This is a genomic window from Enterobacter sp. MGH 16, assembly GCF_000493175.1.
GTDB lineage: Bacteria > Pseudomonadota > Gammaproteobacteria > Enterobacterales > Enterobacteriaceae > Enterobacter > Enterobacter roggenkampii.
Genome location: NZ_KI535695.1, coordinates 3,733,212 through 3,747,671, shown reverse-complemented (window position 1 = coordinate 3,747,671; position 14,460 = coordinate 3,733,212). Strand labels below are relative to the sequence as shown.

Annotated in this window: 11 protein-coding genes, 2 tRNA genes and 2 rRNA genes; 12 read left to right on the top strand and 3 right to left on the bottom strand. The window is 55.9% G+C overall.

The window, feature by feature from the left end; genetic code table 11:
* Positions 1 to 201: 201 nt before the first annotated feature.
* The 4 genes from L362_RS05275 to L362_RS05290 all read left to right on the top strand — a co-directional run bounded on the left by L362_RS05275 (position 202) and on the right by L362_RS05290 (position 3,555).
* A 23S ribosomal RNA gene (locus L362_RS05275) occupies positions 202 to 3,106 on the top strand.
* Between the two features lie 71 nt (positions 3,107 to 3,177).
* Positions 3,178 to 3,293, top strand: a 5S ribosomal RNA gene (gene rrf, locus L362_RS05280).
* Positions 3,294 to 3,349: 56 nt separating this feature from the next.
* Positions 3,350 to 3,426, top strand: a tRNA-Asp gene (locus L362_RS05285).
* A gap of 53 nt (positions 3,427 to 3,479) precedes the next feature.
* Positions 3,480 to 3,555 (top strand) — tRNA-Trp (locus L362_RS05290).
* Between the two features lie 98 nt (positions 3,556 to 3,653).
* Here the strand turns inward: L362_RS05290 and hdfR are convergent.
* On the bottom strand, positions 3,654 to 4,475 hold the full coding sequence (hdfR, locus tag L362_RS05295) for an HTH-type transcriptional regulator HdfR (RefSeq protein WP_021242824.1): 822 nt from the start codon (positions 4,473 to 4,475) through the stop codon (positions 3,654 to 3,656).
* A 118-nt stretch (positions 4,476 to 4,593) separates the two neighbouring features.
* Here hdfR and L362_RS05300 point away from each other — a divergent pair, with 118 nt between their 5' ends.
* Positions 4,594 to 4,932 carry a MaoP family protein gene (locus L362_RS05300; RefSeq protein ID WP_008501577.1) on the top strand — a complete coding sequence of 113 codons (339 nt, stop codon included), beginning with the start codon at positions 4,594 to 4,596 and terminating at the stop codon, positions 4,930 to 4,932.
* Positions 4,933 to 4,962: 30 nt separating this feature from the next.
* Here the strand turns inward: L362_RS05300 and L362_RS05305 are convergent, their stop codons facing one another.
* Positions 4,963 to 6,483, bottom strand: coding sequence for a YifB family Mg chelatase-like AAA ATPase (locus tag L362_RS05305; protein ID WP_023345102.1), 1,521 nt, complete (start codon positions 6,481 to 6,483; stop codon positions 4,963 to 4,965).
* Between the two features lie 340 nt (positions 6,484 to 6,823).
* On the opposite strand from L362_RS05305, the gene ilvL reads away from it, so the two are divergent.
* The 7 genes from ilvL to ilvA all read left to right on the top strand — a co-directional run bounded on the left by ilvL (position 6,824) and on the right by ilvA (position 13,374).
* Complete coding sequence (gene ilvL / locus L362_RS24130; RefSeq protein WP_001311244.1) at positions 6,824 to 6,922, top strand: ilv operon leader peptide; 99 nt, start codon at positions 6,824 to 6,826, stop codon at positions 6,920 to 6,922.
* An 86-nt stretch (positions 6,923 to 7,008) separates the two neighbouring features.
* Entirely contained in the window at positions 7,009 to 7,059 is a 51-nt protein-coding gene (gene ilvX / locus L362_RS24840; protein ID WP_192930497.1) for a peptide IlvX, read from the top strand.
* A gap of 2 nt (positions 7,060 to 7,061) precedes the next feature.
* Positions 7,062 to 8,708, top strand: coding sequence for an acetolactate synthase 2 catalytic subunit (gene ilvG / locus L362_RS05310; RefSeq protein ID WP_023345101.1), 1,647 nt, complete (start codon positions 7,062 to 7,064; stop codon positions 8,706 to 8,708).
* Positions 8,705 to 8,968 carry an acetolactate synthase 2 small subunit gene (gene ilvM / locus L362_RS05315; RefSeq protein ID WP_003860184.1) on the top strand — a complete coding sequence of 88 codons (264 nt, stop codon included), beginning with the start codon at positions 8,705 to 8,707 and terminating at the stop codon, positions 8,966 to 8,968. The genes ilvG and ilvM overlap by 4 nt, the downstream gene beginning before the upstream one ends.
* Before the next feature lie 18 nt (positions 8,969 to 8,986).
* Entirely contained in the window at positions 8,987 to 9,916 is a 930-nt protein-coding gene (ilvE, locus tag L362_RS05320; RefSeq protein WP_014885677.1) for a branched-chain-amino-acid transaminase, read from the top strand.
* Between the two features lie 60 nt (positions 9,917 to 9,976).
* Positions 9,977 to 11,827, top strand: a complete 1,851-nt coding sequence (gene ilvD / locus L362_RS05325; RefSeq protein ID WP_021242828.1) for a dihydroxy-acid dehydratase — start codon at positions 9,977 to 9,979, stop codon at positions 11,825 to 11,827.
* Between the two features lie 2 nt (positions 11,828 to 11,829).
* The gene (gene ilvA / locus L362_RS05330) at positions 11,830 to 13,374 is read left to right on the top strand and encodes a threonine ammonia-lyase, biosynthetic (protein ID WP_023345100.1); all 1,545 of its coding nucleotides are present in this window, start codon (positions 11,830 to 11,832) and stop codon (positions 13,372 to 13,374) included.
* A 45-nt stretch (positions 13,375 to 13,419) separates the two neighbouring features.
* Here the strand turns inward: ilvA and ilvY are convergent, their stop codons facing one another.
* Positions 13,420 to 14,310 (bottom strand): HTH-type transcriptional activator IlvY, encoded by an 891-nt coding sequence (gene ilvY / locus L362_RS05335; protein WP_023293577.1) that lies wholly within the window; start codon positions 14,308 to 14,310, stop codon positions 13,420 to 13,422.
* Between the last annotated feature and the right edge of the window lie 150 nt (positions 14,311 to 14,460).

The window sequence follows — 14,460 nt, the reverse complement described above, 5'->3', positions numbered from 1 at the left end:
GGTCTGCGGTTCGATCCCGCATAGCTCCACCATCTTTACTGCGAACCCAAGAAAACTTCAGAGTGAACCTGAAAAGGTGCACTGCGAAGTTTTGCTCTTTAAAAATCTGGATCAAGCTGAAAATTGAAACGACACATCTTAATGGTGTGTTCGAGTCTCTCAAATTTTCGCAATCAGAAGTGAAACATCTTCGGGTTGTGAGGTTAAGCGACTAAGCGTACACGGTGGATGCCCTGGCAGTCAGAGGCGATGAAGGACGTGCTAATCTGCGAAAAGCGCCGGCGAGGTGATATGAACCTTTGACCCGGCGATGTCCGAATGGGGAAACCCAGTGTGTTCCGACACACTATCGTTAACTGAATACATAGGTTAACGAGGCGAACCGGGGGAACTGAAACATCTAAGTACCCCGAGGAAAAGAAATCAACCGAGATTCCCCCAGTAGCGGCGAGCGAACGGGGAGCAGCCCAGAGTCTGAATCAGCTTGTGTGTTAGTGGAAGCGTCTGGAAAGTCGCACGGTACAGGGTGACAGTCCCGTACACGAAAGCACACAGGTTGTGAACTCGAAGAGTAGGGCGGGACACGTGGTATCCTGTCTGAATATGGGGGGACCATCCTCCAAGGCTAAATACTCCTGACTGACCGATAGTGAACCAGTACCGTGAGGGAAAGGCGAAAAGAACCCCGGCGAGGGGAGTGAAAAAGAACCTGAAACCGTGTACGTACAAGCAGTGGGAGCACCTTCGTGGTGTGACTGCGTACCTTTTGTATAATGGGTCAGCGACTTATATTCTGTAGCAAGGTTAACCGTATAGGGGAGCCGAAGGGAAACCGAGTCTTAACTGGGCGTTAAGTTGCAGGGTATAGACCCGAAACCCGGTGATCTAGCCATGGGCAGGTTGAAGGTTGGGTAACACTAACTGGAGGACCGAACCGACTAATGTTGAAAAATTAGCGGATGACTTGTGGCTGGGGGTGAAAGGCCAATCAAACCGGGAGATAGCTGGTTCTCCCCGAAAGCTATTTAGGTAGCGCCTCGTGAACTCATCTTCGGGGGTAGAGCACTGTTTCGGCTAGGGGGCCATCCCGGCTTACCAACCCGATGCAAACTACGAATACCGAAGAATGTTATCACGGGAGACACACGGCGGGTGCTAACGTCCGTCGTGAAGAGGGAAACAACCCAGACCGCCAGCTAAGGTCCCAAAGTCATGGTTAAGTGGGAAACGATGTGGGAAGGCACAGACAGCCAGGATGTTGGCTTAGAAGCAGCCATCATTTAAAGAAAGCGTAATAGCTCACTGGTCGAGTCGGCCTGCGCGGAAGATGTAACGGGGCTAAACCATGCACCGAAGCTGCGGCAGCGACACTATGTGTTGTTGGGTAGGGGAGCGTTCTGTAAGCCGTTGAAGGTGGCCTGTGAGGGTTGCTGGAGGTATCAGAAGTGCGAATGCTGACATAAGTAACGATAAAGCGGGTGAAAAGCCCGCTCGCCGGAAGACCAAGGGTTCCTGTCCAACGTTAATCGGGGCAGGGTGAGTCGACCCCTAAGGCGAGGCCGAAAGGCGTAGTCGATGGGAAACAGGTTAATATTCCTGTACTTGGTGTTACTGCGAAGGGGGGACGGAGAAGGCTATGTTAGCCGGGCGACGGTTGTCCCGGTTTAAGCATGTAGGCGGAGGTTCCAGGTAAATCCGGTACCTTATTAACGCTGAGGTGTGATGACGAGGCACTACGGTGCTGAAGTAACAAATGCCCTGCTTCCAGGAAAAGCCTCTAAGCATCAGGTAACATCAAATCGTACCCCAAACCGACACAGGTGGTCAGGTAGAGAATACCAAGGCGCTTGAGAGAACTCGGGTGAAGGAACTAGGCAAAATGGTGCCGTAACTTCGGGAGAAGGCACGCTGATATGTAGGTGAAGCCCCTGCGGGTGGAGCTGAAATCAGTCGAAGATACCAGCTGGCTGCAACTGTTTATTAAAAACACAGCACTGTGCAAACACGAAAGTGGACGTATACGGTGTGACGCCTGCCCGGTGCCGGAAGGTTAATTGATGGGGTTAGCGGCAACGCGAAGCTCTTGATCGAAGCCCCGGTAAACGGCGGCCGTAACTATAACGGTCCTAAGGTAGCGAAATTCCTTGTCGGGTAAGTTCCGACCTGCACGAATGGCGTAATGATGGCCAGGCTGTCTCCACCCGAGACTCAGTGAAATTGAACTCGCTGTGAAGATGCAGTGTACCCGCGGCAAGACGGAAAGACCCCGTGAACCTTTACTATAGCTTGACACTGAACACTGGTCCTTGATGTGTAGGATAGGTGGGAGGCTTTGAAGTGTGGACGCCAGTCTGCATGGAGCCGTCCTTGAAATACCACCCTTTAATGGCTGGTGTTCTAACGTAGACCCGTAATCCGGGTTGCGGACAGTGTCTGGTGGGTAGTTTGACTGGGGCGGTCTCCTCCCAAAGAGTAACGGAGGAGCACGAAGGTTAGCTAATCCTGGTCGGACATCAGGAGGTTAGTGCAATGGCATAAGCTAGCTTGACTGCGAGAGTGACGGCTCGAGCAGGTGCGAAAGCAGGTCATAGTGATCCGGTGGTTCTGAATGGAAGGGCCATCGCTCAACGGATAAAAGGTACTCCGGGGATAACAGGCTGATACCGCCCAAGAGTTCATATCGACGGCGGTGTTTGGCACCTCGATGTCGGCTCATCACATCCTGGGGCTGAAGTAGGTCCCAAGGGTATGGCTGTTCGCCATTTAAAGTGGTACGCGAGCTGGGTTTAGAACGTCGTGAGACAGTTCGGTCCCTATCTGCCGTGGGCGCTGGAGAATTGAGGGGGGCTGCTCCTAGTACGAGAGGACCGGAGTGGACGCATCACTGGTGTTCGGGTTGTCATGCCAATGGCACTGCCCGGTAGCTAAATGCGGAAAAGATAAGTGCTGAAAGCATCTAAGCACGAAACTTGCCCCGAGATGAGTTCTCCCTGAGACTTTAAGTCTCCTGAAGGAACGTTGAAGACGACGACGTTGATAGGTCGGGTGTGTAAGCGCAGCGATGCGTTGAGCTAACCGATACTAATGAACCGTGAGGCTTAACCTTACAACGCCGAAGATGTTTTGGCGAAGAGACAGACACGATTTTCAGCTTTGATACAGATTTAACAGAATTTGCCTGGCGGCTTTAGCGCGGTGGTCCCACCTGACCCCATGCCGAACTCAGAAGTGAAACGCCGTAGCGCCGATGGTAGTGTGGGGTCTCCCCATGTGAGAGTAGGGAACTGCCAGGCATCAAATTTAGTAGTAAGCCGGTGCATAAATCCGGTGGTTACAAGAAGTCTTCGGTGGAGCGGTAGTTCAGTCGGTTAGAATACCTGCCTGTCACGCAGGGGGTCGCGGGTTCGAGTCCCGTCCGTTCCGCCACTTATTAAGACATTAAGCCTGCCTTACTGGCAGGCTTAATGGCAAAAAACTTTAGGGGCGTAGCTCAGTTGGTAGAGCACCGGTCTCCAAAACCGGGTGTCGCGAGTTCGAGTCTCTCCGCCCCTGCCATATAGAATCCTTTGCTTCGGCAAAGGATTTTTTTTGCCTGAAAGACTGTAAAAACGCCTCTACTTACTATTCAGCCAGCATTCCTGCTGGCTGATGTATCAATCCATTACATTGATTTTTAACAGATCTTTTATCTGCGACTGCTTATCACTGTTTTGCAGCCAAATCGCATACAGCGGTCTGGTAAGCGTGGTGGAATCCATTACGGTATGCAGCCCAGCTTTAGTGTCTGCCCAGCGAACAGGTAACCAGGTACAACCTCTCAGCAAGGGCAGTTGCTGACAGGCGATCTCTGCAGAGCTGGTCGTTAACTGTGGGACGTCATCAGGTGCAATCAAGCCCGTCTCATGCTGCTGAAAATCAGGCCCCCATTCCAGGCGCAAATAGGTCAGGTCTGCCTTCATCATCGAAGGTTCAGAGGCATAAAGCGCCAGGCCAAACTGGCCCACAATCTGGCTGCTAAATTCGTCCATCTTGGGGGCTTCGGTTGTGATAAGAAGATCAAGCTGGCGCTCATGAAGTTGCTTAACCAACGACTGCCGTTGCGCAATCCTGGCTTCAAATTGCAGGTGGCTATGAGATTGATAAAGCCGGGTAAGCCACTGACTTAGCATACATTCCCACAGGGAAGCGCTGGCCCCTATCGAGAACTCATTATGCCTCGAAGTATGTGCAACCTCTTTGCGTGCCGCCTGCCAGGTATTCATCAGCGTTTCTGCGTACGGCAGTAGTTTTTCGCCGGCGGGCGTGAGGCGGATATTGTTGCGATGGCGGGTAAAAAGATTCACACCCAGTTGATTTTCCAGCTGTCGAATACGAAAACTGACTGCTGACTGCGTCAGGTAAAGGGCTTCAGCTGCTCGCCCAAAGTGGCGTGTTCTGCTCACTTCAAGGAAAGTTTTAAGCAATTCCGTATCCACATCTTTCTCCGCAAAATTATTTGTCGTTATGATTTAAATGTTTTGTTTTACACTCTGTCAAGCGTAACTAATACTCCGCGCCATAAATAGCTCGGCCAAAGAATTAGGAGCGTGTAGGATGGCGGAAAGCTTTACGACGACTAATCGTTTTTTCGACAATAAACATTATCCGCGCGGGTTCTCTCGTCACGGCGATTTCACCATCAAAGAAGCTCAACTGCTTGAGCGCCATGGTTATGCCTTTAACGAGCTGGATCTGGGCAAGCGTGAGCCTGCTACTGAAGACGAAAAACAGTTTGTTTCTGTTTGCCGTGGTGAGCGTGAGCCGCAGTCTGAAGCGGAACGTGTATGGATCAAGTATATGGCACGCATTAAGCGTCCAAAGCGCTTCCATACGCTGTCTGGCGGTAAGCCGCAGATGGAAGGTGCAGAAGACTACACCGAGTCTGATGACTAAGATGATAAGAAGGGGCTACGGCCCCTTTTTTTATGCCAGCAACTTCTGCAGGTGCAGCAGCAAACGATCGATAGCGCGGTAACTCAGCGCCTCCTGCAAGTGTTTCCTCTCAATGTCAGTACATCCCTCCACGTCAGCAATGGTTCTGGCCACTTTTAGCAAACGTTGCCACGCACGTATAGACAGCCCAAAGCGCGTCAACGTCTCCTCAAGCCATCCTGCATCTTCACTATTAAGCGAACAAAACTGCCGGATCCCGGCATTATCAAGCCGAGCATTCAGCCTGTTTTGACGGGCGTATTGTCGTGCCTGGGCAGCGATCACCCGCCCGCGCACTTTTGCTGAGCTCTCACCCGTTATGCCCGTCTGCCTGAGCAGGCCCGGCGGCGGAAGGGGGATTTCGAGAGACAAATCGAAACGGTCGAGGAATGGGCCGGAAAGCTTTCCCAGATAGCGCAGCGTCTGCTCTGGCGTACAGCGGTTATGGTTGCCCTGATAATGCCCCGTGGGGCTGGGGTTCATCGCAGCGACCAGTTGAAACTGCGCGGGATAGCTTATTTTGGCCCGCGTGCGCGAGATATGTATTTCACCAGATTCAATAGGTTCTCTCAGTGCATCCAGCACGCGACGCTCAAACTCAGGCAACTCATCAAGAAACAGAATGCCATTGTGTGCCAGTGAAATCTCACCCGGTCCGGGGATAGACCCACCGCCGACCATTGCCGTCAGTGAAGCGCTATGATGTGGGGAACGAAAAGGGCGACGGCGCCACTGTTTATGCAACGATGCCGAACTGATGAGGCTATATATGGCGGCGCTTTCCAGCGCTTCATGATTATTGAGCGGCGGGAGCAACCCGCTCAGCCTGCTCGCCAGCATCGTTTTACCTGTACCAGGCGGGCCAATCAGCAGGAGATTGTGTCCACCTGCAGCCGTAATCTCCAGCGCCCGTTTACCTTGCTCCTGTCCCATGATCTCACTGAGATCTTCTGGCGCATCTGCTACAGCCTCGTCGCACTCCTCCGGCTCGGACAGTTCATGTCGGCCTTCCAGCCAGGCACACACTTCCTGAAGATGCCCGGCGATGAGACACCCCTTTTCGGCAATAAGACTCACTTCTGATGCGTTTTCATTGGCGACAATGATTTGCCGCCCTGCACGAATTGCTTCCAGCGCTCCCGATATCGCACCGGGAACGCCTCTCAATGCGCCTGTGAGCGCGAGTTCACCCACGAACTCGTACGAGCCTAGCCTGGTCGTAGTAAGCTGCTCAGAAGCCGCGAGAAGCGCAATTGCGATAGGTAAATCGTATCGCCCGCCCTCTTTGGGCAGATCGGCGGGGGCAAGGTTGATGGTGATCTTCTTCGCGGGGAAGGTATAACCGCTATTTATTATTGCGCTGCGAACGCGATCCCTGGCCTCTTTAACCGTCGTTTCAGGTAACCCGACAAGCGTGAGTCCGGGCAGCCCATTACTCAAATGAACCTCTACGGAAACAAGCGGTGCCTTTACCCCGAGAGCCGCACGCGTATAAACAACCGACAGTGACATTTGCACTACCTCCTGGTGTGACTATGCCAGTGCGCGTTATGCCTGTTTAGCGCTATTTAGCGAATTTACGCTGCCTGTTCAGGGATTTTAAACGCACACTGAAACTATTGCACAATCGTGGAACCCTCCTCGCAAAGCGAAAAAAACCTGTTTTGACGGTTAGCGGAGGAGTAAAAAAGTGAAAAATATTCATTTTCTAATTTCCGTATATAAAACAACGATTTTAAGAAATATGATTCGCGGGCTAACCAAATCCGTCATAAATAAATCTTGTGTTTGATTTAAAAACTGTGATAACTCTTTAGGTATTCCTTCGAACAAGATGCAAAAAGAACTGAAAATGACAGCCCTTCTACGAGTGATTAGCCTGGTCGTGATTAGCGTGGTGGTGATTATTATCCCACCGTGCGGGGCTGCACTTGGACGAGGAAAGGCTTAGAAATCAAGCCTTAACGAACTAAGACCCCCGCACCGAAAGGTCCGGGGGTTTTTTTATGACTAAAAAACGTAAATGAGGAGCAGAGAATGACAAGTAGCACAAAATTCTGTTTCTCCCGATTTATGACGGGGAACTAACTATGAATGGGGCACAGTGGGTAGTACATGCGTTGCGCGCGCAGGGAGTCGAGACAGTATTCGGTTATCCGGGTGGCGCAATTATGCCGATTTACGATGCACTGTATGACGGCGGCGTGGAGCACCTGTTGTGCCGACACGAGCAGGGCGCAGCGATGGCCGCCATCGGTTATGCCCGTGCCACCGGTAAAACCGGTGTCTGTATGGCGACCTCAGGTCCGGGCGCAACGAACCTCATCACCGGTCTGGCAGACGCGCTGCTGGATTCTGTTCCCGTTGTTGCCATCACCGGACAGGTTGCCTCTCCGTTCATCGGCACCGACGCGTTCCAGGAAGTCGATGTACTCGGTTTATCGCTGGCCTGCACCAAACACAGTTTTCTCGTTCAGTCACTGGAAGAGCTGCCGCGCGTAATGGCGGAAGCATTCGAGGTTGCCAGCTCCGGTCGCCCTGGTCCGGTTCTGGTCGATATCCCGAAAGATATCCAGGTCGCACACGGCGAACTGGAGCCGCACTTCTCCACCGTTGGAAGCGACGACGCCTTTCCGCATGCGGAAGCTGAAGAGGCGCGTCAGATGCTGGTGCAGGCGAAACAGCCGATACTGTACGTTGGCGGTGGCGTAGGCATGGCGCAGGCCGTTCCCGCCCTGCGTGAATTTATTGCGGCAACGCAAATGCCTGCCACCTGCACGCTGAAAGGGTTGGGTGCGGTAGATGCCGATTACCCCTACTATCTGGGCATGCTGGGGATGCACGGCACCAAAGCGGCAAACCTGGCGGTGCAGGCGTGCGATCTGCTCATCGCCGTCGGTGCCCGTTTTGACGACCGCGTCACCGGTAAGCTGAATACCTTTGCGCCGAACGCCAAAGTTATCCATATGGATATCGACCCGGCGGAAATGAACAAGCTGCGTCAGGCGCACGTCGCGCTGCAGGGCGATCTCAACGCGCTGTTACCGGCATTGCAGCAGCCGCTGGATATCAACGCATGGCGTCAGCACACCGCAGACATGCGCGCCGAGCACGCCTGGCGTTACGACCATCCCGGCGAGGCCATCTACGCGCCGCTGCTGTTGAAGCAGTTGTCCGACCGTAAGCCCGCCGACAGCGTAGTGACGACCGATGTCGGCCAGCATCAGATGTGGTCCGCCCAGCACATGACCTACACCCGTCCGGAAAACTTCATCACTTCCAGCGGGTTAGGGACGATGGGCTTCGGTCTGCCAGCCGCGGTTGGCGCACAGGTTGCCCGCCCGAACGATACCGTTATCTGTATCTCCGGTGACGGCTCCTTCATGATGAACGTTCAGGAGCTCGGCACCGTGAAGCGCAAGCAGTTACCACTGAAGATCGTGTTGCTCGATAACCAGCGTTTAGGGATGGTTCGCCAGTGGCAACAGCTGTTCTTCCAGGAACGTTACAGTGAAACCACCCTGACCGATAACCCCGATTTCCTCACCCTGGCCAGCGCCTTCGGCATTCCTGGCCAGCACATCACCCGTAAAGACCAGGTTGAAGCGGCACTCGACACCATGTTGTCAAGCGAAGGGCCATACCTGCTTCATGTCTCAATCGACGAGCTTGAGAACGTCTGGCCGTTGGTACCGCCCGGTGCCAGTAACTCACAAATGCTGGAGAAATTATCATGATGCAACATCAGGTCGCCGTGCAGGCTCGCTTCAACCCGGAAACATTAGAACGCGTTTTGCGTGTGGTGCGTCATCGTGGTTTTCAGATTTGCTCTATGAATATGGAGACGGCCACCGACGCGCAAAACATCAGTATCGAATTAACCGTTGCCAGCCCGCGGCCGGTCGACTTACTGTTTAGTCAGTTATCAAAGCTGGTAGACGTTGCCCATGTTGCCATCTGCCAGAGCACAACCACATCACAACAAATCCGCGCTTAAGCGTGACAGGACGAAAAAATGACGACAAAAAAAGCTGATTACATTTGGTTCAACGGTGAGATGGTTCGCTGGGAGGACGCGAAGGTCCACGTGATGTCCCACGCGCTGCATTACGGTACCTCCGTGTTTGAAGGCATCCGCTGCTACGATTCTCACAAAGGGCCAGTGGTGTTCCGCCATCGCGAACACATGCAGCGTCTGCATGACTCAGCCAAAATTTATCGTTTCCCGGTTTCTCAGAGTGTGGATGAGCTGATGGAAGCCTGCCGCGAGGTGATCCGTAAGAACAACCTCACCAGCGCCTATATTCGTCCGCTGGTCTTCGTGGGCGACGTCGGCATGGGCGTGAACCCGCCAGCCGGTTACAACACCGATGTGATCATTGCCGCGTTCCCATGGGGTGCCTACCTGGGTGCTGAAGCCCTTGAGCAGGGGATCGACGCAATGGTCTCTTCCTGGAATCGCGTTGCACCCAACACCATCCCGACCGCGGCGAAAGCGGGCGGTAACTACCTTTCTTCCCTGCTGGTCGGCAGCGAAGCGCGCCGTCACGGTTACCAGGAAGGTATCGCGCTCGACGTGAATGGCTACATCTCCGAAGGTGCAGGTGAAAACCTGTTTGAAGTGAAAGACGGCATTCTGTTTACGCCGCCATTCACCTCGTCCGCGCTACCTGGCATCACCCGTGACGCCATCATCAAGCTGGCGAAAGATTTGGGTATCGAAGTGCGCGAGCAGGTGCTGTCTCGCGAATCCCTGTACCTGGCCGATGAAGTGTTCATGTCCGGTACCGCGGCTGAAATTACGCCGGTGCGTAGCGTAGACGGCATTCAGGTGGGCGAAGGCCGCTGTGGCCCGGTGACCAAACGCATTCAGCAAGCGTTCTTTGGCCTCTTCACCGGCGAGACAGAAGATAAATACGGCTGGTTGGATCAGGTTAATCACTAAATATAAATTTGGGACGGCACGCACCGTCCCATTACATAGTCAGACGGGAGTAAATAAAGCATGCCTAAGTATCGTTCAGCCACCACCACCCACGGCCGTAACATGGCCGGTGCCCGCGCGCTGTGGCGCGCCACCGGAATGACCGACGCCGATTTCGGTAAGCCGATTATCGCCGTGGTGAACTCCTTCACCCAGTTCGTACCGGGCCACGTGCACCTGCGCGATCTCGGTAAGCTGGTTGCCGAGCAAATCGAAGCCTCCGGCGGCGTGGCGAAAGAGTTCAACACCATTGCGGTGGATGACGGTATCGCGATGGGCCACGGGGGCATGCTCTATTCACTCCCGTCGCGCGAGCTGATCGCCGACTCGGTAGAGTACATGGTTAACGCCCACTGCGCCGATGCGATGGTCTGTATCTCCAACTGCGACAAAATCACCCCGGGGATGCTGATGGCCTCCCTGCGCCTGAACATTCCGGTGATCTTCGTCTCCGGTGGCCCGATGGAAGCGGGGAAAACCAAGCTCTCCGACAAAATCATCAAGCTCGACCTGGTCGATGCGATGATTCAGGGCGCGGACCCGAAAGTCTCTGACGAGCAGAGTGACCAGGTGGAGCGCTCCGCGTGCCCGACCTGCGGCTCCTGTTCCGGTATGTTCACGGCGAACTCCATGAACTGCCTGACCGAAGCGCTGGGTCTATCTCAGCCGGGCAACGGCTCGCTGCTGGCGACCCATGCCGACCGTAAGCAGCTGTTCCTCAACGCCGGTAAACGCATCGTTGAACTGACTAAGCGCTACTACGAGCAGGACGACGCCAGCGCGCTGCCGCGCAGCATCGCCAGTAAAGCGGCATTCGAGAACGCCATGACCCTGGATATCGCCATGGGCGGTTCCACCAACACCGTTCTGCACCTGCTGGCCGCCGCGCAGGAAGCCGAAATCGACTTCACCATGAGCGACATCGACAGGCTCTCCCGTAAAGTGCCGCAGCTGTGTAAGGTCGCGCCAAGTACCCAGAAGTACCATATGGAAGACGTGCATCGCGCGGGTGGCGTCATCGGTATCCTCGGCGAGCTGGATCGCGCCGGGCTGCTGAACCGTGACGTGAAAAACGTGCTTGGCCTGTCGCTGCCTGAGTCGCTGAACCAGTACGACGTGATGCTGACCAAAGACGACGCGGTGAAAAAGATGTTCCGCGCGGGCCCTGCCGGTATTCGTACTACCCAGGCGTTCTCGCAGGACTGCCGCTGGGATACCCTGGACGATGACCGCGCTGAAGGCTGCATCCGCTCGCTGGAGCATGCCTATAGCAAAGACGGCGGCCTGGCCGTGCTGTACGGTAACTTTGCGGAAAATGGCTGCATCGTGAAAACCGCTGGCGTGGACGACAGCATCCTGAAATTCACCGGTCCGGCGAAGGTGTACGAAAGCCAGGATGAAGCGGTAGACGCCATCCTCGGCGGCAAAGTGGTGGAAGGCGACGTGGTGGTCATTCGCTACGAAGGTCCAAAAGGCGGGCCGGGCATGCAGGAGATGCTCTACCCGACCACCTTCCTGAAATCCATGGGCCTCGGTAAAGCCTGTGCGCTGATCACCGACGGTCGTTTCTCCGGTGGCACTTCCGGCCTCTCTATCGGCCACGTTTCCCCGGAAGCGGCAAGCGGCGGCAACATTGCCATCATCGAAGACGGCGATCTGATCGAAATCGACATTCCGAATCGCGGCATTCAGCTCAAGCTGAGCGACCAGGAAATTGCGGCCCGTCGTGAAGCGCAGGAAGCGCGCGGCGATAAAGCCTGGACGCCGAAAGACCGCCAGCGTGAAGTTTCCTTCGCCCTGCGCGCCTACGCGAGCCTTGCCACCAGTGCAGATAAAGGCGCGGTGCGCGATAAATCTAAACTTGGGGGCTAACGATGGCCGAGTCGCAACCCTTATCCGCCGCCCCCGAGGGGGCGGAATATCTCAGGGCGGTGCTTCGCGCGCCGGTCTATGAAGCCGTGCAGGTCACTCCCCTGCAGAAAATGGAAAAACTCTCTTCGCGCCTCGACAACGTCATCCTGGTGAAGCGCGAAGACCGCCAGCCGGTGCACAGCTTCAAGCTGCGCGGTGCCTACGCGATGATGGCCGGGCTGACCGACGAGCAGAAAGCGCGCGGGGTGATTACCGCCTCGGCGGGCAACCACGCGCAGGGCGTGGCGTTCTCGTCTGCCCGTCTGGGGCTGAAAGCGCTGATCGTGATGCCGGTTGCTACCGCCGATATCAAGGTCGACGCGGTGCGCGGTTTCGGCGGCGAAGTCTTGCTCCACGGGGCCAACTTTGACGAAGCAAAAGCCAAAGCGATTGAACTGGCGCAGCAGCAGGGGTTCACCTGGGTGCCGCCGTTCGACCACCCGATGGTGATTGCCGGGCAGGGGACGCTGGCGCTTGAACTGCTGCAGCAGGATGCCCATCTCGACCGCGTCTTTGTCCCGGTGGGCGGCGGCGGTTTAGCCGCAGGCGTGGCGGTGCTGATCAAACAGCTGATGCCGCAGATCAAAGTCATTGCCGTGGAAGCGGAAGACTCCGCCTGCCTGAAAGCGGCGCTGGATGCCGGGCATCCGGTCGACCTGCCGCGCGTCGGGCTGTTTGCCGAGGGCGTGGCGGTGAAGCGCATTGGCGACGAAACCTTCCGCCTGTGCCGGGAATATCTCGACGATATCGTCACGGTGGATAGCGACGCTATCTGCGCGGCGATGAAGGATCTGTTCGAAGACGTGCGTGCGGTGGCGGAACCCTCCGGCGCGCTGGCGCTGGCGGGCATGAAAAAATACATCGCGCAGCACAACATCCGCGGCGAGCGTCTGGCGCACGTGCTTTCCGGTGCCAACGTGAACTTCCACGGCCTGCGCTACGTGTCCGAGCGTTGCGAGCTCGGCGAACAGCGTGAAGCGCTGCTGGCGGTGACCATTCCGGAAGAGAAGGGCAGCTTCCTGAAGTTCTGTCAGCTGCTGGGTGGACGTTCGGTGACGGAGTTTAACTACCGCTTTGCCGATGCCAAAGACGCCTGCATTTTTGTCGGCGTACGTCTGAGCCGCGGCGTGGAGGAGCGCAAAGAGATCCTCAACCTGATGCATGAGGGCGGCTATAGCGTGGTCGATCTCTCCGACGACGAGATGGCGAAGCTGCACGTGCGTTACATGGTCGGCGGCCGTCCTTCCAAGCCGCTCAGGGAACGCCTGTTCAGCTTTGAGTTCCCGGAATCGCCGGGCGCGTTGCTCAAGTTTCTGCACACGCTGGGCACGCACTGGAACATCTCTCTGTTCCACTACCGCAGCCACGGCACAGACTACGGCCGCGTGCTGGCGGCGTTCGAACTGGGCGAGCACGAGCCTGATTTCGAAACGCGGTTGAACGAGCTGGGCTACGAGTGCCATGACGAAACCCACAACCCGGCGTTCCGCTTTTTCCTGGCAGGCTAAGGGTTGAGCGGCATGTAGGCCGGGTAAGCGCAGCGCCACCCGGCTTTAGTGGTTCGGCAGTATCGTCCAGAACGCATCAATAAGCGGCTCATGCAGCCGCTTTTTTTGTGCGCACACGCCAAGCTCAAACGGAGTTTTCTCATCGCTGCGTTCCAGAATCATCACGCGATTGCGCACCGGTTCCGGGCTGTTGTCCAGCACCACTTCCGGCAGCAGCGCCACGCCGCAGCCCAGCGCCACCATCGACACCATCGCCTCATGGCCGCTGACGGTGGCGTAAATCGACGGGTTGCTGATTTTCTGACGGCGGAACCACAGCTCAATGCGGCGGCGAACCGGGCCCTGATCGGCCATGATAAACGGCACCGTGGACCAGTCCGGTTTTTCCACCGATACCTGGTTACGCACCGGGCAGGGCAGCGCCGGGGCAATCAGCACCACCGCCAGATTTTCCAGCATCGAGAACGCTACCGCGCCCGGCAGGGTTTCCGGCTTCCCGGCAATGGCGAGATCCGCTTCGCCCGTTACCACTTTTTCCATCGCGTCGGCAGCGTCGCCGGTGGTGAGCTTAATTTCAACCGACGGATGCGCCGCGCGAAAGCGGTCAAGGATGGGCGGCAGATGGCTGTAGGCGGCGGTCACGGAGCAGAAAATATGCAGCTCACCGGAGAGTGACGGCCCCTGCTGATCGATAGAGTGCCGCAGCTGCTGGTACTGCAACAGCGTCTGCTGGGCAAAAATACGCAGCTCTTCGCCCGCTTCCGTGAGGGTGACGGTGCGGTTATCGCGCACGAACAGCGGCTGGCCGAGATCTTCCTCAAGGCGCTGGATCTGGCGCGACAGCGTGGAGGGGCTGACGTGCATCGCCCGGGCGCTGCGGCCAAAGTGACGGCTTTCCGCCAGGTGCAGGAACATTTTCAGATCGCGTAAATCCACCGATTCCACTCCCTCTTTTTACATTGCATAAATTGCAATGTGACGTTGTGAATATATCAATTTCCGCAATAAATTTCCTGTTGTAATGTGGGTACATTCTCGCTGAAACGCGAACCGAACAATAAGACACACAACATCACGAGGTATCAC

Bases quoted from the DNA above. Each gene is read 5' to 3' on its own strand.
- ilvL (WP_001311244.1), top strand. From the start codon at position 6,824: ATGACAGCCCTTCTACGAGTGATTAGCCTGGTCGTGATTAGCGTGGTG.
- ilvM (WP_003860184.1), top strand. From the start codon at position 8,705: ATGATGCAACATCAGGTCGCCGTGCAGGCTCGCTTCAACCCGGAAACA.
- L362_RS05305 (WP_023345102.1), bottom strand. From the start codon at position 6,483: ATGTCACTGTCGGTTGTTTATACGCGTGCGGCTCTCGGGGTAAAGGCA.
- ilvD (WP_021242828.1), top strand. From the start codon at position 9,977: ATGCCTAAGTATCGTTCAGCCACCACCACCCACGGCCGTAACATGGCC.
- ilvE (WP_014885677.1), top strand. From the start codon at position 8,987: ATGACGACAAAAAAAGCTGATTACATTTGGTTCAACGGTGAGATGGTT.
- L362_RS05300 (WP_008501577.1), top strand. From the start codon at position 4,594: ATGGCGGAAAGCTTTACGACGACTAATCGTTTTTTCGACAATAAACAT.
- ilvG (WP_023345101.1), top strand. From the start codon at position 7,062: ATGAATGGGGCACAGTGGGTAGTACATGCGTTGCGCGCGCAGGGAGTC.
- ilvA (WP_023345100.1), top strand. From the start codon at position 11,830: ATGGCCGAGTCGCAACCCTTATCCGCCGCCCCCGAGGGGGCGGAATAT.